The organism is Streptococcus sp. Z556 (assembly GCF_053010225.1).
In genome coordinates, this window is sequence record NZ_JBRKNU010000002.1 from 166,570 (window position 1) to 191,081 (window position 24,512).

The window sequence follows — 24,512 nt, forward strand, 5'->3', positions numbered from 1 at the left end:
ATATGTTACTTGAAATTTCGATTAAAAATTTTGCCATTATAGAGGCGATTTCGCTTAATTTTGAAAAAGGCATGACAGTCTTAACTGGTGAGACAGGTGCTGGTAAATCAATCATCATCGATGCTATGAACATGATGCTAGGAGCTAGAGCGGCTACGGATGTCATTCGTCATGGTGCTCCTAAGGCTGAGATTGAAGGGCTTTTCTCTGTTGAGAATAGTCGTTCTTTGCAAGAACTTTTTGAGGAGCAAGGCTTGGAATTGGGGGATGAGATTATCATTCGTCGTGAAATTCTTCAAAATGGGCGAAGTGTTAGTCGCGTGAATGGACAGATGGTCAATCTTTCTGTCCTGCGTGCAATCGGCCAGCATCTTGTCGATATTCATGGACAACATGACCAAGAAGAGTTAATGCGTCCGCAACTCCATATCCAAATGTTGGATGAATTTGGTGATGCAGCATTTTTTGAGTTGAAACAAGCCTATCAGACAAGCTTTGACGCCTATCGCAAAATGCGTAAACAAGTTCTTAAAGTCAAGAAAAATCAGCAGGAACACAAGGCTCGTATTGAGATGTTGGAATTTCAAATGGCAGAGATTGAGGCGGCAAATTTACAGGCTGGTGAAGACTTGGCTCTCAACCAAGAACGAGATAAACTCCTCAACCATAAAAATATTGCGGATACGCTAACCAATGCCTACAGTATGTTGGACAATGAGGAATTCTCAAGTCTTGCTAATGTTCGTTCCGCTATGAATGACATGGAAAGTGTTGAAGAATACGATCCTGAATACCGTGAAATTTCAAGTTCTCTATCAGAAACCTACTATGTTTTAGAAGATATTAGCAAGCGTTTGGAAGATATTATTGAGGACTTGGATTTTGATGGCAATCGCCTCATGCAGGTTGAAAATCGCTTAGACCTTCTGAATACTATTACCCGTAAGTATGGTGGGACTGTTGATGAGGTCTTGCTTTACTTTACTAAAATTACGGATGAGTACAATCTCTTGACAGGAAATAACCTTTCCTCCGAAGACATGGAAGCAGAGCTTAAAAAATTGGAAGTCAATCTTGTTGATTTGGCAGGGCAGCTTGCCTCAGCTCGCCATGACTTGGCCCAGCAGCTAGAAGCAGAGATAAAACAAGAGTTGCAAGATCTTTATATGGAGAAGGCTCAATTTCAAGTTCGCTTTAGCAAGGGCAAATTCAGCCGTGAAGGAAATGAAGCAGTTGAGTTTTACATTTCTACTAACCCAGGTGAGGACTTTAAACCCTTAGTCAAGGTGGCGTCTGGAGGAGAATTGTCTCGTCTGATGTTGGCTATCAAGTCTGCCTTTTCTCGTAAGGAAGGTAAGACCAGTATTGTCTTTGATGAGGTGGATACGGGAGTTTCAGGTCGTGTTGCTCAAGCTATTGCTCAGAAGATTCACAAGATTGGCCAACATGGTCAGGTTTTAGCAATCTCTCACCTTCCTCAAGTGATTGCGATTGCGGATTATCAATTCTTTATTGAAAAGATTAGTGATGAGCACTCAACTGTTTCGACAGTTCGTCTCTTGACTTTAGAAGAGCGAGTAGAGGAAGTTGCTAAGATGTTAGCAGGAGAGAATGTAACAGAAGCAGCTCTTACCCAAGCGAGAGAATTATTGCAAACGAGGGAGAAATAAATGATAGACTATTATGTAATTGGAGATGTTCACGGGAAAGCAGGTATGCTAGAAGAACTGCTCAAAACCTGGGATGGTCAAACTCAGTTGCTTTTTCTGGGGGATTTGATTGACCGAGGTGAAGATAGTCGCCGTGTTCTAGAAATGGTTAAGGACTTGGTGGACAATCAAGGGGCTATCTGTCTATCAGGAAACCACGAGTATATGTTTCTGACATGGTTGGACAATCCTGAAGAAAGCTATGACCACTATCGTCGAAATGGTGGTGATACAACCATTAACTCTATCCTAGGTCGTCCCTTGGATGCACCTGTGGATGCAGTTGAAGACGCTAAACGCGTCGAGACGGAAGCAGCAGATTTAGTCGAATTTATTCGTCAAATGCCTTTTGTCGTTGAGACAGATAAGTATATCTTTGTGCATGCTGGTATTGATTTGACCTTGGATGATTGGCATGAAACGACTGATTACAAGAAAGTCTGGCTCAGAAAACCATTCCACGAAGCGGCCAATCATACTGGGAAAACCATTGTCTTTGGGCATACACCAGTCTATGGTTTACTAGATCAGAAACCAGGTACTGCTGACCTTTGGGTGACAGAAGATGGTAAGGTTGGGATGGATGGAGGAGCCGTTTACGGAGGTGTCCTTCATGGAATCGTCTTTACAGACCAAGGAATGACAGAACACCACTTTATCGAAAATGATGGCTTTGTTGCCGAAGATTAGTACTCCTTACAGGGTATAGTCTTGTCAAAATATTAAAAACAATTTATAATAAATAGATACCCTGAAAGGAAGAGAATCATGAATTTAGAAGAATTAAAAAAACGACAGGAGAAGATCCGGAACTTTTCTATTATCGCCCATATTGACCACGGGAAGTCAACGCTGGCAGACCGCATTCTGGAAAAGACGGAGACGGTTTCTAGTCGTGAAATGCAAGCCCAGCTTCTGGATAGTATGGATCTTGAGCGTGAACGTGGGATTACCATCAAACTCAATGCCATTGAGCTCAATTACACTGCAAAAGATGGAGAGACCTATATCTTCCACTTGATTGACACGCCTGGACATGTGGACTTTACCTATGAAGTGTCGCGTTCGCTAGCTGCCTGTGAGGGAGCTATTTTGGTGGTCGATGCAGCCCAAGGGATTGAGGCGCAGACGCTTGCCAACGTTTATCTAGCCTTGGATAATGATTTGGAAATTCTTCCTGTTATTAACAAGATTGACCTACCAGCAGCTGATCCTGAGCGTGTTCGTACGGAGATTGAGGATGTCATTGGACTGGATGCCAGTGAAGCAGTCTTAGCATCTGCCAAAGCTGGTATTGGTATTGAAGAGATTCTTGAGCAAATCGTAGAGAAAGTGCCAGCGCCAACGGGTGATGTTACAGCACCACTCAAAGCCTTGATTTTCGACTCAGTTTATGATGCTTATCGTGGGGTTATCCTCCAAGTTCGTGTCATGGACGGAGTTGTTAAACCTGGCGATAAGATTCAACTCATGAGCAATGGCAAGACATTTGATGTGACGGAGGTCGGAATTTTCACACCGAAAGCAGTAGGGCGTGATTTCCTAGCCACAGGTGACGTTGGTTATATTGCGGCTTCTATCAAGACGGTTCAAGACACGCGTGTCGGAGATACAGTGACCTTGGCAAGCAATCCTGCGACAGAGCCACTTGATGGTTACAAGCAGATGAACCCTATGGTCTTTGCGGGTCTTTACCCAATTGAGTCAAACAAGTACAATGACCTTCGTGAAGCACTTGAGAAACTGCAGCTCAACGATGCTAGCTTGCAGTTTGAACCAGAAACATCTCAGGCTCTTGGATTTGGTTTCCGTTGTGGATTCCTTGGACTCCTCCATATGGATGTTATCCAAGAGCGTTTAGAGCGTGAGTTTAACATTGATCTCATTATGACAGCTCCTTCTGTTATCTACAAGGTTAACCAAACTGACGGTGAGTCTATGGATGTGTCAAATCCATCAGAATTCCCAGATCCAACCAAGATTGCGACCATTGAAGAACCGTATGTCAAGGCTCAGATTATGGTGCCGCAGGAGTTCGTTGGAGCGGTGATGGAACTGGCTCAGCGCAAGCGTGGGGACTTTGTGACTATGGATTATATTGATGACAATCGTGTCAATGTCATCTATCAAATTCCACTTGCTGAAATCGTATTTGACTTTTTTGATAAGCTCAAGTCTTCGACACGTGGTTATGCAAGCTTTGACTACGAATTGTCAGAGTACCGTCCATCTAAGCTGGTCAAAATGGATATCCTTCTCAATGGTGATAAGGTCGATGCTCTTAGCTTTATCGTCCACAAGGACTTTGCCTACGAGCGTGGGAAACTCATCGTTGATAAACTCAAGAAAATCATCCCTCGTCAACAGTTTGAGGTGCCAATTCAGGCAGCTATCGGACACAAAATTGTGGCTCGTACGGATATCAAGGCCCTTCGTAAAAACGTACTTGCCAAGTGTTACGGTGGTGACGTTTCGCGAAAACGCAAACTCCTTGAAAAACAAAAAGCTGGTAAGAAGCGTATGAAAGCCATTGGTTCTGTCGAAGTTCCACAAGAAGCCTTCCTTAGCGTCTTGAGCATGGATGAAGAATAGAAATAGAAAACTAAACTCTTGAAGATTTTTCAAGAGTTTTTCTATTTTTGATAAACGTAAGCTATCAAATATGAAAGCTGAATAAATAAAAAAAAAGAAGATCCTTGGTCTTCTTTTTATGTTTTTTACGAATAGATAGATGAGTAGCAAAAGAAATGGAGTTGTATATGAAAATCACAAACTATGAGATTTACAAATTAAGAAAAGCAGGCTTGACCAATCAACAGATTTTAACTGTTCTTGAATATGACGAGACTGTAGAGCAGGAACTTTTGTTAGGGGATATTGCTGAAATCTCTGGTTGCCGCAATCCTGCTGTCTTTATGGAACGCTATTTCCAGATTGATGATGCGCAGTTGGAGAAGGAGTTTCAAAAATTTCCATCCTTCTCGATTCTAGACGACTGTTATCCTTGGGATCTGAGTGAGATTTATGATGCTCCAGCTCTTTTGTTTTACAAAGGGAATCTGGACTTATTGAAATTTCCAAAGGTTGCTCTTGTAGGGAGTCGTTCTTGTTCGAGTCAAGGTGCTAAGTCGATCCAGAAAATTATCCAAGGTTTAGAAAACGAGTTAATCGTGGTTAGTGGATTAGCAAAAGGAATCGATACCGCTGCCCATATGGCTGCGCTCCAGAATGGAGGACGAACGATTGCTGTCATTGGAACAGGATTGGATGTCTTTTATCCACGTGCTAATAAACGCTTGCAGGACTACATTGGAAATCATCATCTAGTGCTAAGTGAGTACGGTCCAGGTGAAGAACCCTTGAAATTTCACTTTCCAGCCCGTAATCGTATCATTGCAGGATTGTGTCGTGGAGTTATAGTAGCAGAGGCAAGGATGCGTTCTGGTAGTCTCATCACCTGTGAGCGAGCAATGGAAGAAGGGCGTGATGTTTTTGCCATTCCAGGAAACATTTTAGATGGCCATTCAGATGGCTGTCACCACCTGATCCAAGAGGGAGCGAAACTGGTCACAAGTGGTCAAGATGTGCTAGCTGAGTTTGAATTTTAAGGAGAAATTTGTTCCCTCGGATAAACTTTTCTTCTATATATAGGACTTAGGTCTTGACAGCTATAGAAAAATGGTTTACACTTTATAAAGTTTATTACTTTGAAAAGGTGTGATAGTGTGGCTACGGCAACAAAGAAGAAAAAATCAACAGTTAAGAAAAATCTAGTCATCGTGGAGTCGCCTGCCAAGGCGAAAACGATTGAGAAATATTTAGGCAGAAATTATAAGGTTCTAGCCAGCGTCGGACATATTCGTGATTTGAAAAAATCCAGTATGTCGGTCGACATTGAAAATAACTATGAACCGCAGTATATCAATATCCGTGGAAAAGGCCCTCTCATTAATGACTTGAAAAAAGAAGCTAAAAAGGCCAATAAAGTCTTTCTGGCGAGTGACCCGGACCGTGAAGGAGAAGCAATTTCCTGGCATTTGGCTCATATCCTTGATTTGGATGAGAATGATGCCAATCGTGTGGTCTTTAATGAAATCACCAAAGACGCAGTGAAAAATGCTTTTAAAGAACCTCGTAAGATTGACATGGACTTGGTCGATGCCCAACAAGCTCGTCGTGTCTTGGACCGCTTGGTAGGCTATTCAATTTCGCCAATTTTGTGGAAAAAGGTCAAGAAGGGCTTATCAGCAGGGCGCGTGCAGTCTGTTGCCCTTAAGCTCATCATTGACCGTGAAAATGAAATCAATGCCTTCCAACCGGAAGAATACTGGACAATTGATGGTGTCTTTAAGAAGGGAACCAAGCAATTTCAAGCTTCTTTTTATGGTATGAATGGCAAAAAGATGAAATTGACCACCAATGAAGAGGTCAAAGAAGTCTTGTCCCATCTAACGAGTAAAGATTTTACAGTGGATCAGGTAGATAAGAAGGAGCGCAAACGCAATGCGCCCCTACCTTATACGACCTCAACCATGCAAATGGATGCTGCTAACAAAATAAATTTCCGTACTCGTAAGACCATGATGGTTGCCCAACAGCTTTATGAAGGGATTAATATCGGTACAGGAGTGCAAGGTCTGATTACCTATATGCGTACAGACTCGACTCGCATCAGTCCTGTGGCTCAGAATGAAGCGGCAAGCTACATCAACGATCGTTTTGGTAGCAAGTATTCCAAGCATGGTAGCAAGGTCAAGAATGCCTCAGGTGCTCAAGATGCCCACGAAGCCATTCGTCCATCTAGCGTCTTTAATACACCAGAAAGCATCGCTAAGTACTTGGACAAAGACCAGCTCAAGCTCTATACCCTTATCTGGAACCGTTTTGTAGCGAGCCAGATGACGGGAGCTATCTTTGATACCATGGCTGTCAAGCTCTCTCAAAATGGAGTTCAGTTCGCAGCAAATGGTAGTCAAGTTAAGTTTGATGGTTATTTAGCAATTTACAACGACTCTGACAAGAACAAGATGTTGCCAGATATGGCTGTTGGAGATATGGTTAAGCAAGTTAATAGCAAGCCAGAACAACATTTCACCCAACCGCCTGCTCGCTATTCGGAAGCGACTCTTATCAAGACCTTGGAAGAAAATGGTGTTGGTCGTCCTTCAACTTATGCTCCGACCATTGAAACCATCCAGAAACGCTATTATGTTCGTCTGGCAGCCAAACGCTTTGAACCAACAGAATTAGGAGAAATTGTTAACAAGCTCATCGTTGAATATTTCCCAGACATCGTAAATGTGACCTTTACAGCTGAAATGGAAGGAAAACTGGATGATGTCGAAGTTGGAAAAGAACAGTGGCAACGTGTTATTGACGAATTTTACAAACCATTCTCCAAAGATGTAGCCAAGGCTGAAGCTGAAATGGAAAAAATTCAGATCAAGGATGAGCCAGCTGGATTTGACTGTGAAGTCTGTGGAAGTCCAATGGTGATTAAGCTAGGCCGTTTTGGTAAATTCTATGCTTGTAGCAATTTCCCGGACTGTCGTCACACACAAGCGATTGTTAAGGAGATTGGTGTCGAGTGTCCAAGCTGTCATCAAGGACAAATCATTGAACGCAAAACCAAGCGCAATCGTATCTTCTATGGTTGCAATCGTTACCCAGAATGTGAATTTACTTCCTGGGACAAACCAATTGGACGTGATTGTCCAAAATGCGGACACTTCCTTATGGAGAAGAAAGTCCGTGGTGGTGGCAAGCAGATTGTGTGTAGTAATGGCGACTACGAAGAAGAGAAAATTAAATAACACGAAGAGTCCTGAAAATAAATTTCAGGCTCTTTTTACTTGAAGCTTGACAAATTTCCTCACTTTGTGGGAAACTAGTAGAAGATTATTTCAATTAGGAGAAGACATGCGTATTATTTACCTAGTTATTGGTTTTATTTCTTTAGCCTTGGCTCTTGTTGGGGTTGTCTTGCCCCTCTTGCCAACAACGCCCTTCCTTTTGCTATCAATTGCTTGCTTTTCCAAGTCTTCAAAGAGATTTGAAGACTGGCTTTATCACACCAAGCTCTATCAGACTTATGTAGCTGACTTTCGCGAGACCAAGTCTATCGCGCGAGAACGCAAGAAAAAAATCATCGTATCCATCTATATCTTGATGGGGATTTCTATTTATTTTGCCCCTCTTTTGCCAGTCAAAATTGGTCTGGGAGCCTTGACTATCTTTATCACCTACTACCTCTTTAAAGTCATTCCTGACAAAGAATAGATAAAAATAGTAGTTATTTGCCTTGATAAAAATGAAATCATATTTAAATAATATGATATAATAAATTAAAAGTAATCTTCAAGGAGAAACAAATGATTTACGAATTTTGTGCTGAAAATGTGACCTTGCTTGAAAAAGCGATGCAGGCTGGAGCTCGTCGAATCGAACTTTGTGATAATTTAGCAGTTGGTGGGACAACACCAAGCTATGGAGTAACCAAGGCAGCTGTTGAATTGGCCGCTAACTACGATAGCACCATCATGACCATGATTCGTCCACGTGGTGGCGACTTTGTTTATCAGGATCTGGAAATTGCCATCATGCTAGAAGACATTCGTTTGACTGCTCAAGCAGGTAGCCAAGGGGTTGTCTTTGGTGCTTTAACTGCTGATAAGAAGTTGGATAAGGTTAATCTAGAGAAGCTGATTGCCGCATCAAAAGGAATGGAAATTGTCTTCCACATGGCCTTTGATGAATTGAGCGAAGAAGACCAGTTGGAAGCCATTGACTGGCTCAGCCAAGCCGGAGTCACTCGTATCTTAACTCGTGCTGGTGTGTCTGGAGACTCGCTAGAGAAACGTTTCGCTAATTATCACAGAATTTTGGAACATGCAAAAGGTAAAATTGAAATCTTACCAGGTGGGGGGATTGACTTAGACAACCGTCAAACCTTCATCGACCAACTTGGTGTGACTCAATTGCACGGTACCAAGGTTGTCTTTTAAAAAATAGAAAGGAACTGCTAGCTTTGGGTAGCAGTTTTCACTTATGTTTGAAATTTTTAAATCCTATCAGTTTAATCAAGAAAAAGCTCGTGTCTATGGTTTTATAGAAAATGAGGGAGTCTGGACCTACAGTTTCCAGATTTTGGATGGAGACTTTGTCATGAATGTGTCCATCACAACGGATAATGTGAGCTTTCAAGTTTTTGATCAGGAGACTGGTGACCTTTATCCTCAAGTCCATATGGAAAGTATGAGAGGGTCTTTTGTCGGAAGTGTTCGTGAGGCTTGTTTGGAGATTCTTTACCAGATTCGGAAGGCTTGCTTTGATGTGCAGGATTTTATCTGCCCTCAGACTAAGCGAATCATGGCTCAAGTTCAAGAAAAGTATGGTGATCAGTTGGAATATCTATGGGAAAAATCGCCTGATACAGCTGTATTACGCCATGAAGGTAATCAAAAATGGTATGCTGTTTTAATGAGAATTCCTTGGGATAGGCTAGATAAGGGGAGAGAAGGGCTAGTGGAAGCCGTCAACCTCAAACATGACTGCGTTGCTAACTTACTCTCACAAAAGGGTATTTATCCAGCCTTTCATATGAACAAACGCTACTGGATTAGTCTTGCTCTTGATGATAGTTTATCGGATAACGAAGTTCTAGATTTGCTAGAAATCAGTTGGAATTTGACATTGAAAAAGTAAGGAAATTCCCTTGTGTTTTCAAATACTTTCAATTAGCAAAATATTCTTTACTGAAGAAATTTTCAGAAAATATTGGATTTTTTCTTGACAAGAGATTTTTCCTATGCTAAAATACTTAACAAGACATCAAACGAAGGAGAAAGTCAAACATGAAAACAGCTAAGTTTAATCAATTTGCTTTGTTGTTGAGGTACTCGGGCTAGTGCAGAAGCATTAGTCCTGTTTGGCTTACCAAGCGGGAGTAAATCAACATCTCGCTTGGGTTTCCGAGCGAGATGTTTTTTCTATACTGAAATTTTGAAGGGGGAATTCTCATGCGTAGAGTTGAGTTTCTAGATACCAGTCTCCGTGATGGTGAGCAGACACCAGGCGTTAATTTTTCAATCAAGGAAAAGGTCGCCATTGCAAGACAGCTGGAGAAATGGGGGATTTCGGCTATCGAAGCTGGTTTTCCAGCGGCGAGTCCAGATTCATTTACAGCAGTTCAGGAGATTGCCAAGGTCTTGAAGAAAACAGCAGTGACAGGTTTGGCCCGTTCGGTCAAGTCTGATATAGATGCTTGTTATGAGGCGCTCAAGGATGCCAAGTATCCTCAGGTTCACGTCTTTATCGCGACTAGTCCGATTCACCGTAAGTATAAGCTCAATAAGAGCAAGGGAGAGATTTTGGAAGCAATCAGTGAACATGTTTCTTATGCTCGTTCTAAGTTTGAAATTGTCGAATTTTCTCCAGAGGATGCGACCAGAACAGAATTGGATTTCCTCTTGCAAGTTGTTCAGACAGCTGTGGATGCAGGTGCGACCTACATCAATATCCCTGACACGGTTGGATTTACTACGCCAGAGGAATATGGTGCCATCTTCAAATACTTAATTGAGAATGTCAAGACCGATCGTCAGATCATCTATTCGCCTCACTGTCACGATGACCTCGGAATGGCAGTGGCTAATAGCCTTGCTGCTGTTAAGAATGGAGCAGGACGAGTCGAAGGAACCATCAATGGTATCGGGGAGCGAGCTGGCAATGCTGCATTGGAAGAAATTGCAGTGGCGCTCAATATTCGCCAAGATTACTACCAAGCTGAGACAAGCATTATCCTAAACGAAACCATCAATACGTCAGAAATGGTTTCTCGCTTCTCAGGTATTCCAGTTCCTAAAAACAAGGCGGTTGTTGGTGGTAATGCCTTCTCTCATGAATCGGGTATTCACCAAGATGGGGTTCTTAAAAATCCTCTTACCTATGAAATCATTACACCTGAATTGGTTGGTGTCAAGTGTAACAGTCTTCCGCTTGGTAAATTGTCAGGTCGCCATGCCTTTGTTGAGAAACTAAGGGAATTGGCCCTAGACTTTACTGAAGAAGACATCAAACCACTCTTTGCTAAATTCAAGGCGTTGGCAGACAAAAAGCAAGAAATCACAGATGCAGATATTCGTGCGCTGGTAGCTGGAATCATGGTTGAAAACCCAGAAGGATTCCACTTTGATGATTTACAACTTCAAACCCATGCGGATAATGACATTGAAGCAATTGTCAGCCTTGCTAATATGGATGGTGATAAGGTTGAGTTTAATGCGACAGGACAAGGTTCTGTTGAGGCTATCTTCAACGCCATCGACAAATTCTTTAACCAATCTGTTCGCTTGGTGTCTTACACAATTGACGCGGTGACAGATGGGATCGATGCCCAGGCTCGGGTATTGGTCACTGTTGAAAATAGAGATACAGAGACCATCTTTAACGCAGCAGGGCTTGATTTCGATGTACTGAAGGCTTCGGCTATTGCCTACATCAATGCCAATACCTTTGTTCAAAAGGAGAATGCTGGTGAGATGGGGCGTAGTGTTTCCTACCGCGATATGCCTAGTGTGTAAAGGAGAAGGCTATGACAAAAAAAATAGTAGCTCTAGCAGGAGATGGAATCGGCCCAGAAATCATGGAAGCTGGTTTGGAAGTTTTGGAGGCCCTAGCTGAAAAAACAGGCTTTGACTATGAGATAGATGGGCGACCTTTTGGAGGGGCAGGTATTGATGCTGAGGGGCATCCCTTACCTGATGAGACCCTCAAGGCATGTAGAGGAGCAGATGCTATTCTCCTAGCGGCTATTGGTAGTCCCCAGTATGATGGGGCAGCGATTCGGCCTGAACAAGGACTGCTGGCCCTCCGTAAGGAACTCAATCTTTATGCCAATATTCGTCCTGTAAAAATCTTTGACAGTCTCAAGCATTTGTCGCCTCTCAAACCTGAACGAATTGCTGGTGTAGACTTTGTCGTGGTGCGTGAGTTGACAGGAGGTATTTACTTTGGGGATCATATTCTTAAAGATCGAAAAGCGCGTGATATCAACGACTACAGCTATGAGGAAGTGGAGCGAATTCTTCGCAAGGCTTTTGAAATAGCAAAGAGTCGGAGAAAAATCCTCACCAGCATTGATAAGCAAAATGTTCTAGCAACCTCAAAACTCTGGCGCAGTGTAGCTGAGGAGGTTGCCAAGGATTTCCCAGATGTGACCTTGGAGCACCAGTTGGTGGACTCAGCTGCCATGCTTATGATTACTAATCCTGCCAAGTTTGATGTCATCGTGACAGAGAATCTTTTCGGAGATATCTTATCTGATGAATCAAGTGTTCTATCTGGTACACTTGGAGTCATGCCATCAGCTAGTCATTCTGAAAATGGCCCAAGTCTCTATGAGCCCATTCACGGTTCGGCACCTGATATTGCTGGTCAGGGAATTGCCAATCCTATTTCCATGATTTTATCAGTAGCCATGATGTTGAGAGATAGTTTTGGATGTTTTGAGGATGCAGAGTGTATCGAACATGCTGTTGAAGCCAGTTTGGCAGCAGGAATTTTAACGAGAGATATAGGAGGAAAGGCTTCTACCAAGGAAATGACGGAAGCCATCATTGAAAGACTATGAAGATAAATGAAGGAATCACGCTTACCCTCTTGATTTGGAATGTCATAATTTTCATTATATATGGAATCGACAAATCCAAGGCAAGAAAAGGTGCTTGGCGCATCCCAGAGAAGATTCTCTTGACGATAGCACTTGTCTGTGGTGGTTTTGGTGCATGGTTAGCAGGAATGACCTTTCACCATAAGACTAGAAAATGGTATTTTAAAACGGTTTGGTTCCTTGGGATGGTAACCACACTAGTAGCCCTATATTTTATTTGGAGGTAATGGATGGCAGGAAAATCGATTTTTGATAAACTATGGGACCGCCATGTCATCATAGGAGAAGAGGGGCAGCCCCAACTCATGTATGTGGACCAGCACTATATTCATGAAGTGACCAGTCCCCAAGCTTTTCAAGGATTACGAGATGCAGGCCGCAGATTGAGACGACCAGACTTGACATTTGGAACCTTTGACCACAATGTACCAACTGTCAATATCTACGATATTCGAGATGTGATTTCTAAGGCTCAAATTGATAAGCTAGCAGAGAATGTTGAGGAATTCGGGATTGAACATGCGGCCCACGGTTCTGAAAAGCAGGGAATCGTTCACATGGTAGGTCCAGAAACAGGACGGACGCAACCAGGAAAATTCATCGTCTGTGGCGATAGCCATACAGCTACCCACGGAGCTTTCGGAGCTATCGCCTTTGGGATTGGGACTAGTGAGGTTGAGCATGTCTTCGCTACTCAGACGCTCTGGCAGGTTAAACCCAAGAAAATGCTGGTAGAATTCACTGGTGTTCCTCAAAAAGGAGTTTATTCTAAGGATTACATTTTAGCCTTGATTGCCAAGTATGGTGTTGCCTGTGGTGTAGGCTATGTGGTGGAATATCGTGGGCAAGCGATTGATGCTCTAACCATGGAAGAGAGAATGACCATCTGCAATATGTCCATCGAGTTTGGCTCTAAAATGGGCATCATGAATCCAGATCAGACGACTTATGACTATCTCAAGGGACGGGAATGTGTTCCAGAAGCTTTCGAAGAGGCGGTTGCTGACTGGAAGACGCTTGTCAGTGATAGTGATGCTATTTATGATAAGGTTATCCAGATGGATGTCTCTGACTTGGCACCTATGGTAACCTGGGGAACCAATCCTGCTATGGGCGTCGACTTTGACAGTAGTTTTCCAGAAATTAAGGATATGAATGATGAGCGAGCTTATCATTACATGGACTTGGAGCCTGGTCAGAAGCCAGCAGATATTGAACTAGGCTATATCTTTATCGGGTCTTGTACCAATGCTCGTCTCAGCGACTTGCAACTGGCCGCGCGATTTGTCAAAGGAAAGAAAATAGCTCCCAATCTAACAGCAATTGTAGTTCCGGGCTCTCGTCCTGTGAAACGAGCCGCTGAGAAGTTGGGCTTGGATATGGTCTTCTTAGATGCTGGCTTTGAGTGGAGAGACCCAGGTTGCTCCATGTGTCTAGGGATGAATCCAGACAAGGTACCTGATGGTGTCCACTGTGCTTCAACCAGTAACCGCAACTTTGAAGACAGACAGGGATTTGGGGCTAAGACCCATCTCTGCAGTCCAGCGATGGCAGCGGCGGCAGCTATCGCAGGGCGCTTCGTAGATGTTCGGCAGATGCCAGAAGCCCAGTAAGGAGAGGATATGGAGAAATTTACAGTTTATACGGGAACGACCGTTCCTCTCATGAATGATAACATCGACACTGACCAAATCCTTCCCAAGCAGTTTCTCAAGTTAATTGATAAAAAAGGCTTTGGTAAGTACCTCATGTATGCTTGGCGATATTTGGACGACAAGTATACCGAGGACCCAGACTTTGTCTTTAACAGACCTGAATATCGAAAAGCCAGTATTCTCATCTCAGGGGATAACTTTGGGGCAGGGTCGTCCAGAGAACACGCAGCTTGGGCTCTAGCTGACTATGGTTTTAAAGTCGTGATTGCAGGATCTTTCGGTGACATTCATTACAATAATGAACTCAATAATGGTATGTTGCCTATTGTTCAGCCTAGGGAGGTTAGAGAAAAGCTAGCCCAACTCAAACCGATCGACCAGGTAACTGTAGACTTGGAACAACAAAAAATCATCTCACCAGTTGGAGAATTCACTTTTGAAATTGATAGCGAATGGAAACACAAACTCTTAAATGGTTTGGATGATATCGGTATTACTTTGCAGTATGAAGATTTGATTGCTGCTTATGAAAAACAACGCCCAGCCTATTGGCAGGAATAGAATAAAAATAGAAAAGGAACTATAGAATTATGACAAAACACATTCAATGGAACGGAACACTTTCACAAGAAGGCTATGACATTTTAAAAGGTGAGGGCGGGTGCATTGTTTGCCCTACAAAAGTTGGTTACATCATCATGACAAGCGATAAAGCGGGACTTGAACGCAAGTTTGAAGCAAAAGAGCGTAACCGTAACAAACCAGGCGTTGTACTTTGTGGTAGTATGGAGGAGCTTCGCGCTTTAGCACAACTCAATCCAGAAATTGAAGCCTTCTACCAAAAACATTGGGACGAAGACATTCTTCTAGGTTGTATCCTTCCATGGAAACCAGAAGCCTTTGAGAAATTGAAAGCATACGGTGATGGTCGTGAAGAACTCATGACAGACGTGCGTGGCACTAGCTGTTTTGTCATCAAGTTTGGTAAAGCTGGTGAACAATTGGCTGCCAAGCTTTGGGAAGAAGGCAAGATGGTATACGCCTCATCAGCTAACCCATCTGGAAAAGGAAACCGCGGTAAGGTAGAAGGGATCGGAGCACGTATCGAAGGAGCAGTGGACCTTGTCATCGAAGCAGACGACTATGTGGCATCTATCCAACCTGACAAAACGATTGAAACCCGCTACGAGCAAGGTGTGATGGTGTCTATGGTTGATAAAGACGGCAAACTAATCCCAGAACAAGGAGGAGCACGTTCAACTTCACCAGCACCAGTCGTTATCCGTAAAGGGCTTGACATTGATAAAATCATGATGCACTTGTCAGATACCTTTAACTCATGGGACTACCGTCAGGGTGAGTATTATTAAGATAAAAAGAGTCTAGTGTTATGAGGTAATAAAGCTCTCTACACTGGGCTTTTTCTTTAGAAATTCTTTTCTTTTTCTATAGGATATGATATTCTATATATGAAATATATAGTTTTTTATTCGAACATTATTATAAAAGGAGTAAGATTGATGGATAAAAGAAAGGTTAGCTTGGAAGATTTTTATGCTTGGTATCAAGAAAATAAAATAAGATTAAGAGAAGATGCATTTAAATATAGTGTTCACAATGAAAAATTACGTGAAGAATTTCTTAAAGAATGGCCACTTGATAGAATTTTAACCATGTCTATCGATGAATACGTCATTGGGAAAGGTGCTAAAAGTAATTCTTTTTGCTATGCTCTTGAGATAGGAAAGTACCAATCATTATTTATGGGAATTGGTGGAGGAGGTTCTTCAAAATTTGGTATTTATTGGAATGAGGATAGCAAAAGCTATAAGAATCAAGCTAATAAAATCATTCCAGAATCAGAACTAGAAGACCGATTTAACAAATTAAAATCGGATTTGTATGAGATCATCCAAGCTGGTAGAATGTTGGATTTCAATAATCCTATCTTTGACATGAAACAGTCAGAGAATGAATTTATTAGGCGTTCTGCTGTGGTAACAAAACTACTTTGTATTTATTCTGAGAATCCTTCTTTTTTAGGAGTAAATATGAATAGTCAAAATGAATTTTGGAATAGGTTGATTCCCCAAAGCAATCAAGGAGGGCCCTATCGTCAGAATCATGAGATTTGTAAACTGTTTTCTAAAACATATCCTGAACTAGAATCTTCAATGTTGGGTAGTATTTTATTTGAGTATTCAAAAGATTTTATAGACAGTGATAATAAGCAAGGAGAGAAAGAAATGTCTGAACAAAATAAGATTCATCATCCCTTGAGTAATATCTTGTTACAATCCAAAAACCTCATCCTCCGTGGTGCGCCTGGTACAGGAAAAACTTATCTTGCTAAAGAAATTGCTAAAGAATTAACGGATGGCAACGAAGATCAAATCGGCTTTGTACAGTTTCACCCATCTTATGATTATACGGATTTTGTAGAGGGTTTAAGACCGGTATCAAATGGGGATGGAGCTATTGAGTTTAAGCTACAGGATGGTATTTTTAAAGATTTTTGTCAGAAAGCAAAAGAAGCCCAATTGATTGGAGGACAAGATAATTTTGATGAGGCTTGGGATTCTTACTTAGAATATATAAATGTTGCTGAAGAAAAAGAATATATAACAAAAACATCTTACTTATCTGTTAATAGTAGACAAAATTTGTCAGTAAATTATGATAGTGGTGTTCCAGGATGGTCACTACCTCGCAAATATGTTTATGAGTTGTATAAAGATAAAAATTATAATAAGCAAGAATACTACAAAAGTGGTGGAAAAACTGTCCTAGAAACATTGAGAAAGAGATTTGGTTTGAAAGACTATGTTTCCCCAACAGAAATTGATACTGATAAGAAATTCGTCTTCATCATCGATGAGATCAATCGTGGTGAGATTTCTAAGATTTTTGGGGAGCTCTTTTTCTCTATCGACCCTGGCTATCGTGGTGAGAAGGGAAGTGTATCTACCCAGTATGCTAATTTACATGAGACAGATGAAAAGTTTTATATCCCCGAAAATGTTTACATCATCGGAACCATGAATGATATTGATCGTTCAGTGGATACCTTTGATTTTGCTATGCGTCGTCGTTTCCGCTTTGTTGAAGTTACTGCTGAAAGTCAAGTTGCTATGTTGGATAAAGAACTAGGTATCCATGCAGAAGAAGCAAAAACTCGTATAAGAAACTTGAACGCTGCTATCGAGAACGTTCAGGAATTAAACAGTCATTATCATATCGGTCCAAGTTATTTCCTTAAATTGAAGGAAGTGAATTTTGACTATGAATTCCTCTGGTCTGATTATATTAAACCCCTCCTAGAAGACTACTTGCGGGGTTCTTATGAAGAGTCTGAAACTCTGGCAACATTGAAAAAAGCATTTGATTTGACAAATAAAGAGCAAACAGTTCAGCAAGATACTGGTGATGATAATGCGGATAACTGATAATCAGCATAGAATTGCTAAAGAAGACTTTATCGTAGAATATCCCAAACTAAGTCAAGCTCTTCTTGATAGAACACTGGATAACCTTTCTAGAGAGGATAATATCTTTATTTTTCCAAATGATTTGACTCATACTCCTGATTTAGAGAAGGACCAAAAGATTTTTGAAACTGTCAATCAGGAAATTAAGACTGGAAATGTGATTGGTTTTCTGGGGTGTGGTCAGGAAAAATTGACGATTTCCTCTCGTTTTTCTGATGAAAGTAACGACCATTTTTTGCATTATCTTTTACAAAAGGTTCTTCATATCAATCTCACTAGTTTAGATGTAGCTTTGTCGCGTGAAGATAAGCTCTATCAACTTTTGATGTATCTCTTCCCCAAGTATCTACAAGCTGCAATTCGAAAAGGTCTGTATAAGGAATACCAGCGATTTTTCCATAACGATAGTCATGTAAAGGGTGTACTAGATGTTGGAAATCATCTGAAAAATAATCTCCCTTTTACGGGGAATATTGCCTATACCACTAGGGAGTTCACCTATGATAATCCACTTATGCAGTTGATTCGGCATACGATTGAATTCATGAAGAATCAGAAAAGTATTGGGAGAGAAGTTCTTGAAAATCTCTCAACTAGCCGTGAAAATGTGGCAGAAATCGTTCGAGTAACGCCCTCTTATAAATTAGCTGATCGTGCTAAGATTATCAGACTAAATCAATCTAAACCTATACGTCATGCATACTTTCACGAGTACAGAAAGTTACAAGAACTTTGTCTGATAATCCTAAACCAAGAAAAGCACGGTTTAGGGTATCAGGAACAAAAAATTCATGGTATTCTTTTCGATGTTTCCTGGCTCTGGGAAGAGTATGTTTATACCTTGTTGCCAAAAGGTTTTGTACATCCCAGAAATAAGGATAAGACAGACGGTATTTCAGTATTTTCTAATCGTGAAAGAAAAGTATTTCCAGATTTTTATCATAAAGAGTTAAAAATAGTTTTAGATGCTAAATATAAAGAACTGGAGTTCACTGAAAAAGGAATAAATCGTGAGGACTTATTCCAGCTGATTTCCTATTCTTATATTTTAAAAGCTGAGAAAGGTGGTCTTGTTTTTCCGAGCAAGGACAAGGTTGTTGATAATGAGATAGGAAAGCTAGCAGGTTATGGAGCTTTGTTGAAGAAATTTTCTATCCAAATTCCTCAGAATGCTTCATCTTATAATGAATTTTGTGAAATGATGGAAAGATCCGAAGCAATTTTTAAAAGAAATATTGATAAGGAAGTGGGGAGAAACTAATCTCCACTTTTTATATTTAAACCATAAAAACCGAACATTATTGTTTTATAATTGAAATTATTTGACAAAAACTGTACTTTTGTTTATAATAAATTAAGGAAACGTCGGAAATGACGTAGGGATGCGCAAGCATAGGTAGGTCATTATAAAAGAAATGAGACATCGATATGTTAAATGAATTTCCAATTTTTGATTACGAAGATATTCAGTTGATCCCAAATAAATGTGTCATTAAAAGCCGTGCAGAAGCAGACACAAGTGTCACACTTGGAAATCACACTTTCAAACTACCTGTTGTACCAGCCAACATGCAGACGATTTTGGATGAGAACGTAGCAGAGCAATTGGCTAAAGGCGGATACTTTTACATTATGCATCGTTTTGATGAGGCTGGGCGCATTCCTTTTATCAAGCGCATGCACGATCAAGGGCTCATTGCTTCCATTTCTGTCGGTGTCAAGGACTACGAGTATGATTTCGTTAGCCAACTCAAGGCTGATGCTCCTGAGTATATCACGATTGACATTGCTCATGGTCATGCAGATAGCGTGATTTCTATGATTCAGCATATCAAGAAAGAATTGCCAGATACTTTTGTCATTGCTGGAAATGTGGGAACACCAGAAGCTGTGCGTGAATTGGAAAATGCTGGTGCGGATGCTACAAAGGTTGGAATCGGTCCTGGTAAGGTTTGTATCACCAAGGTAAAGACTGGTTTTGGTACAGGTGGTTGGCAGTTGGCTGCCCTGCGTTGGTGTACAAAGGCTGCGCGTAAACCGATCATCGCTGATGGTGGGATTCGTACTCACGGTGATATTGCTAAGTCTATCCGTTTCGGTGCTAGCATGGTCATGATTGGTTCCCTCTTTGCAGGTCATATTGAAAGCCCAGGAAAGACGATTGAAGTCGACGGCGAACAGTTCAAAGAATACTATGGTTCAGCTTCACAATATCAAAAGGGTGCTTATAAAAATGTGGAAGGAAAACGCATCTTACTTCCTGCCAAAGGACACTTGCAAGACACCCTTACTGAGATGGAGCAGGATCTGCAAAGTGCCATTTCCTACGCAGGTGGACGAAAAGTTGCCGACCTCAAGCACGTTGATTATGTGATTGTGAAAAACTCTATCTGGAATGGTGATGCATCCCACTAAGAGACGCTTAGTCCACCCATAAAAAACTTGTTATTAGAGCAAATTTCTGTTATAATAAGACAAGTTTCCACCCTTAGTGTAATGGATATCACGTAAGATTCCGGTTCTTGAGATGGGGGTTCGATTCCCTCAGGGTGGATGTAAATAGCCTATGAAAGCCTTATTTAAAGGCTTTTTTCTTTATCTCGCCCCAAGTTTGCCCCTAAAAATGAAAAGTTTGTTCTAAAAAATGTTCAAATCCCCTTCACTCCCGTTTTAAAGTGACTCAGGGGGCTTTTTTTGATATAATAAGAAAGACTGTTATCAGTTAGAAAGAGGTTGGTATGAAAGAATTACAAACTGTACTGAAAGACCGTTTTGCAATCGAATTTGCAGATAAAAAGCTACTAGAAACTGCCTTTACTCATACGAGTTATGCCAATGAGCACCGCCTCTTAAAAATTTCACACAATGAGCGCTTGGAATTTTTAGGAGACGCTGTTCTGCAATTATTGATTTCAGAATACCTGTATAAAAAATATCCTAAGAAACCAGAGGGTGATTTGTCCAAGCTCCGTGCCATGATTGTCCGTGAGGAAAGTTTGGCAGGTTTTGCGCGTGATTGCCAGTTTGATCAGTTTATCAAGCTAGGAAAAGGGGAAGAAAAGTCTGGTGGGCGCCATCGTGACACCATTCTTGGTGATGCCTTTGAAGCCTTTCTGGGTGCTTTGCTTTTGGACAAGGATGTTGCTAGGGTAAAAGAGTTTATCTATCAGGTCATGATTCCCAAGGTTGAAGCAGGTGACTTTGAAATGATTAAGGATTACAAGACGCACCTGCAAGAGTTGCTCCAGGTTAATGGCGATGTGGATATTCGCTACCAGGTGACCTCTGAGACGGGGCCTGCCCATGATAAAGTTTTTGATGTAGAAGTTCTGGTTGAGGGCAAGAGTATTGGAAAAGGCCAAGGTCGTTCTAAAAAATTAGCAGAGCAAGAGGCCGCCAAAAATGCAGTTGAGAAGGGGCTGGATTCATGTATTTAAAGGAAATTGAGATTCAGGGATTCAAGTCCTTTGCTGACAAGACCAAGGTAGTCTTTGACCAAGGTGTGACAGCTGTCGTTGGTCCAAATGGATCTGGAAAATCAAATATCACAGAAAGTCTGCGATGGGCCTTAGGGGAGTCTAGTGTCAAGAGCCTTCGTGGTGGCAAGATGCCTGACGTTATCTTTGCTGGGACTGAAAGTCGTAAACCGCTCAATTATGCCTCTGTTGTCGTGACCTTGGATAATGAAGATGGTTTCATCAAGGATGCAGGGCAAGTCATTAAAGTAGAACGCCATATCTACCGTAGTGGAGATAGCGAGTATCGAATTGATGGCAAAAAAGTCCGTCTCCGCGATGTACATGACCTTTTCTTAGATACAGGTCTGGGACGGGATTCCTTCTCTATTATTTCCCAAGGGAAGGTTGAGGAGATTTTCAATTCCAAGCCTGAAGAGCGTCGAGCTATTTTTGAGGAAGCTGCTGGAGTTTTAAAGTACAAAACTCGTAGAAAAGAAACAGAGAGCAAACTGCAACAAACTCAGGACAACCTAGACCGCTTAGAAGACATTATCTATGAGTTAGATAATCAAATCAAGCCCCTTGCAAAACAAGCCGAGAATGCTCGCAAGTTTCTCGACTTGGATAGTCAACGCAAGGCAATTTACTTGGATGTACTGGTTGCTCAAATCAAGGAAAACAAGGCTGAACTAGAGCTGACAGAAGAAGAGCTAACGCAAGTTCAGGAACTTTTGACTAGCTATTACCAAAAGCGTCAAGAGTTAGAAGAGGAAAATCAAACTCTTAAAAAGAAACGTCAGGATCTCCAAGCTCAAATGGCTAAAGACCAAGGAAGCATAATGGATTTGACTAGTTTGATCAGTGACTTAGAGCGAAAACTAGCCCTATCCAAACTGGAATCTGAGCAGGTAGCCCTTAATCAACAAGAAGCGCAAGCCCGTTTGGCGACTCTGGAAGATAAGAGAAAGGCTCTAAGTAAGGAAAAGGCTGAAAAAGAAGCGAACTTGGAACAGTTAGAGAAAAGTCTAGCTGAAAACAACAAGGAACTCAATCGCCTAGAAGCGGAGTTATTGGCATTTTCAGATGATCCTGACCAGATGATCGAGCTCTTGCGTGAACGTTTTGTGGCTCTTTTACAAGAAGAAGCGGATGTCTCAAACCAGTTGACCCGCATCGAGAATGAACTAGAGAACAGCCGTCAGTTATCTCAAAAACAAGCAGATCAACTTGAGAAATTGAAAGAACAGCTGGTTACAGCTAAAGAGAAGGCCAGTCAACAGCAGGCTGAGCTTGAAACTGCCAAGGAGCAAGTTCAGAAATTATTGGCAGACTACCAAGCTAGTGCCAAGGAACAAGAGGAGCAGAAAGTTTCTTACCAAGCCCAGCAGAGTCAACTCTTTGACCGTCTGGATAGTCTCAAAAACAAGCAGGCTCGAGCCCAGAGTTTAGAGAATATCCTTAGAAATCACAGTAACTTTTACGCGGGTGTTAAGAGTGTTCTTCAAGAAAAAGACCGTCTTGGTGGGATCGTTGGTGCAGTCAGTGAACATTTGACCTTTGATGTACATTATCAAACTGCCCTAGAAATTGCGCTTGGAGCCAGCAGTCAGCATATCATTGTAGAAGATGAGAAAGCAGCAACTAATGCTATTGATTTCCTCAAGCGCAATAGAGCTGGTCGTGCGACCTTTCTTCCATTAACAACAATCAAGGCACGTACGATTTCTAGTCAGAATCAAGACGCTATCGCAGCAAGCCCAGGCTTCCTTGGAATGGCAGATGAGTTGGTGTCGTTTGACAAGAGACTAGAAGCCATATTCAAGAATTTGCTAGCTACGACGGCTATCTTTGATACTGTAGAACATGCACGTGCCGCAGCTCGCCAAGTTCGTTATCAGGTTCGCATGGTGACACTGGATGGGACAGAGTTGCGCACAGGTGGTTCCTACGCAGGTGGTGCCAATCGTCAAAATAACAGTATTTTCATTAAGCCAGAACTAGAGCAATTACAAAAAGAAATTGCTGAGGAAGAAGCTGACTTGCGGTCAGAAGAAGAAAGTTTGAAGACCTTGCAAGACGAGATGGCGGTATTGACAGAAAGATTAGAAGCCATCAAATCTCAGGGTGAGCAAGCTCGTATTCAGGAGCAAGGCTTGTACCTCGCCTATCAACAAACCAACCAGCAAGTGGAAGAATTAGAAACTCTTTGGAAACTTCAAGAAGAGGAATTAAATCGCCTTACTGAAGGAGATTGGCAAGCGGATAAGGAAAAATGGCAAGAGCGCCTCGCTACTATCGCCAGTGAAAAGCAAAATCTGGAAGCTGAGATTGAAGAGATTAAGTCCAATAAAAACGCTATTCAAGAACGCTATCAAAACTTGCAGGAACAGATTTCTCAAGCGCGCTTGCTTAAGTCCGAACTGCAAGGACAAAAGCGGTACGAAGTGACTGATATTGAACGCCTAGGTAAGGAACTGAATAATCTGGATATCGAACAAGAGGAAATCCAGCGTCTTCTCCAAGAAAAGGTTGATAATCTTGAGAAAGTTGATACGGATTTGCTAAGTCAGCAGGCGGAAGAAGCCAAAACTCAGAAAACAAACCTCCAACAAGGTTTGATACGCAAGCAGTTTGAGTTGGATGATATCGAAGGTCAGCTGGATGATATTGCCAGCCATTTGGATCAGGCTCGTCAGCAGAATGAAGAGTGGATTCGCAAACAAACACGTGCTGAAGCTAAGAAAGAAAAGGTCAGTGAACGCTTGCGCTATCTACAAGCTCAATTAACTGACCAGTACCAGATCAGTTACACAGAGGCACTAGAAAAGGCTCATGAACTGGAAGATCTCAATCTGGCAGAGCAAGAGGTTAAAGATCTTGAGAAGGCTATTCGCTCACTGGGTCCAGTCAATTTGGATGCTATTGAACAGTACGAAGAAGTCCACAATCGTTTGGATTTCCTAAATAGCCAACGAGACGATATTTTGTCTGCGAAAAATCTACTCCTTGAGACCATCACAGAGATGAATGATGAGGTTAAGGAACGCTTTAAATCAACCTTTGAGGCGATTCGTGAGTCCTTTAAAGTGACCTTTAGACAGATGTTTGGTGGAGGTCAGGCAGACTTGATATTAACTGAGGGTGACCTTTTAACAGCTGGTGTGGAGATTTCTGTTCAACCACCAGGTAAGAAAATCCAATCTCTCAACCTTATGAGTGGTGGTGAAAAAGCCCTATCGGCCTTGGCCTTGTTGTTCTCTATCATTCGAGTCAAAACTATTCCTTTTGTTATCTTGGATGAGGTAGAGGCGGCGCTGGACGAAGCTAATGTCAAACGTTTTGGGGATTATCTCAATCGTTTTGACAAGGATAGTCAGTTTATCGTCGTGACCCACCGTAAAGGGACGATGGCGGCAGCGGATTCTATCTATGGGGTTACCATGCAAGAATCTGGTGTGTCCAAGATTGTTTCGGTTAAGTTAAAAGACTTGGAAGAAACAGTAAACTAGTTACCAAACGATAGCATCTCTTAG

General features: G+C 41.7%; 19 protein-coding genes and 1 tRNA gene. All 20 read left to right on the plus strand.

The window, feature by feature from the left end; all coding sequences use genetic code 11:
- The first annotated feature begins 2 nt into the window (after nt 1-2).
- The 20 genes from recN (at nt 3) to smc (ending at nt 24,488) form a co-directional block, all read left to right on the plus strand.
- A complete protein-coding gene (gene recN, locus ACVC7S_RS03220; RefSeq protein ID WP_447266160.1) occupies nt 3-1,670 on the plus strand; it encodes a DNA repair protein RecN in 1,668 nt (555 codons plus the stop codon).
- Nucleotides 1,671-2,399 (plus strand): metallophosphoesterase family protein, encoded by a 729-nt coding sequence (locus ACVC7S_RS03225; protein ID WP_447266161.1) that lies wholly within the window; start codon nt 1,671-1,673, stop codon nt 2,397-2,399.
- Between the two features lie 78 nt (nt 2,400-2,477).
- Nucleotides 2,478-4,301 (plus strand): translation elongation factor 4, encoded by a 1,824-nt coding sequence (lepA, locus tag ACVC7S_RS03230; protein ID WP_336314868.1) that lies wholly within the window; start codon nt 2,478-2,480, stop codon nt 4,299-4,301.
- 167 nt (nt 4,302-4,468) lie between these two features.
- Nucleotides 4,469-5,317, plus strand: coding sequence for a DNA-processing protein DprA (gene dprA / locus ACVC7S_RS03235; RefSeq protein WP_000705343.1), 849 nt, complete (start codon nt 4,469-4,471; stop codon nt 5,315-5,317).
- Between the two features lie 117 nt (nt 5,318-5,434).
- Nucleotides 5,435-7,522, plus strand: coding sequence for a type I DNA topoisomerase (topA, locus tag ACVC7S_RS03240; protein ID WP_447266162.1), 2,088 nt, complete (start codon nt 5,435-5,437; stop codon nt 7,520-7,522).
- Between the two features lie 106 nt (nt 7,523-7,628).
- Complete coding sequence (locus ACVC7S_RS03245; RefSeq protein WP_001220361.1) at nt 7,629-7,988, plus strand: YbaN family protein; 360 nt, start codon at nt 7,629-7,631, stop codon at nt 7,986-7,988.
- 92 nt (nt 7,989-8,080) lie between these two features.
- Nucleotides 8,081-8,713, plus strand: coding sequence for a copper homeostasis protein CutC (locus tag ACVC7S_RS03250; RefSeq protein WP_447266163.1), 633 nt, complete (start codon nt 8,081-8,083; stop codon nt 8,711-8,713).
- A gap of 43 nt (nt 8,714-8,756) precedes the next feature.
- A complete protein-coding gene (locus tag ACVC7S_RS03255) occupies nt 8,757-9,413 on the plus strand; it encodes an MmcQ/YjbR family DNA-binding protein (RefSeq protein ID WP_447266164.1) in 657 nt (218 codons plus the stop codon).
- 314 nt (nt 9,414-9,727) lie between these two features.
- On the plus strand, nt 9,728-11,290 hold the full coding sequence (locus ACVC7S_RS03260) for a 2-isopropylmalate synthase (protein WP_447266165.1): 1,563 nt from the start codon (nt 9,728-9,730) through the stop codon (nt 11,288-11,290).
- Nucleotides 11,291-11,301: 11 nt separating this feature from the next.
- Complete coding sequence (gene leuB / locus ACVC7S_RS03265) at nt 11,302-12,339, plus strand: 3-isopropylmalate dehydrogenase (protein ID WP_447266166.1); 1,038 nt, start codon at nt 11,302-11,304, stop codon at nt 12,337-12,339.
- Nucleotides 12,336-12,605 (plus strand): DUF1294 domain-containing protein, encoded by a 270-nt coding sequence (locus tag ACVC7S_RS03270; protein WP_447266167.1) that lies wholly within the window; start codon nt 12,336-12,338, stop codon nt 12,603-12,605. Before leuB ends, ACVC7S_RS03270 begins: the two co-directional genes overlap by 4 nt.
- Nucleotides 12,606-12,608: 3 nt before the next feature.
- Nucleotides 12,609-13,991 (plus strand): 3-isopropylmalate dehydratase large subunit, encoded by a 1,383-nt coding sequence (gene leuC, locus ACVC7S_RS03275; RefSeq protein WP_447266168.1) that lies wholly within the window; start codon nt 12,609-12,611, stop codon nt 13,989-13,991.
- 9 nt (nt 13,992-14,000) lie between these two features.
- Nucleotides 14,001-14,594: a 3-isopropylmalate dehydratase small subunit gene (gene leuD, locus ACVC7S_RS03280; RefSeq protein WP_447266169.1), complete on the plus strand. Its 594-nt coding sequence runs from the start codon at nt 14,001-14,003 to the stop codon at nt 14,592-14,594.
- A gap of 29 nt (nt 14,595-14,623) precedes the next feature.
- Entirely contained in the window at nt 14,624-15,403 is a 780-nt protein-coding gene (locus ACVC7S_RS03285) for an L-threonylcarbamoyladenylate synthase (RefSeq protein WP_447266170.1), read from the plus strand.
- A gap of 150 nt (nt 15,404-15,553) precedes the next feature.
- The gene (locus ACVC7S_RS03290; protein ID WP_447266171.1) at nt 15,554-17,479 is read left to right on the plus strand and encodes an McrB family protein; all 1,926 of its coding nucleotides are present in this window, start codon (nt 15,554-15,556) and stop codon (nt 17,477-17,479) included.
- On the plus strand, nt 17,466-18,782 hold the full coding sequence (locus ACVC7S_RS03295) for an McrC family protein (RefSeq protein ID WP_447266172.1): 1,317 nt from the start codon (nt 17,466-17,468) through the stop codon (nt 18,780-18,782). The genes ACVC7S_RS03290 and ACVC7S_RS03295 overlap by 14 nt, the downstream gene beginning before the upstream one ends.
- Nucleotides 18,783-18,949: 167 nt before the next feature.
- Nucleotides 18,950-19,936, plus strand: a complete 987-nt coding sequence (locus ACVC7S_RS03300) for a GMP reductase (RefSeq protein WP_447266173.1) — start codon at nt 18,950-18,952, stop codon at nt 19,934-19,936.
- A gap of 67 nt (nt 19,937-20,003) precedes the next feature.
- Nucleotides 20,004-20,075, plus strand: a tRNA-Arg gene (locus ACVC7S_RS03305).
- A 184-nt stretch (nt 20,076-20,259) separates the two neighbouring features.
- A complete protein-coding gene (gene rnc, locus ACVC7S_RS03310; protein WP_447266174.1) occupies nt 20,260-20,958 on the plus strand; it encodes a ribonuclease III in 699 nt (232 codons plus the stop codon).
- Nucleotides 20,949-24,488 carry a chromosome segregation protein SMC gene (gene smc, locus ACVC7S_RS03315; RefSeq protein WP_447266175.1) on the plus strand — a complete coding sequence of 1,180 codons (3,540 nt, stop codon included), beginning with the start codon at nt 20,949-20,951 and terminating at the stop codon, nt 24,486-24,488. Before rnc ends, smc begins: the two co-directional genes overlap by 10 nt.
- The last annotated feature ends 24 nt before the right edge of the window (nt 24,489-24,512 follow it).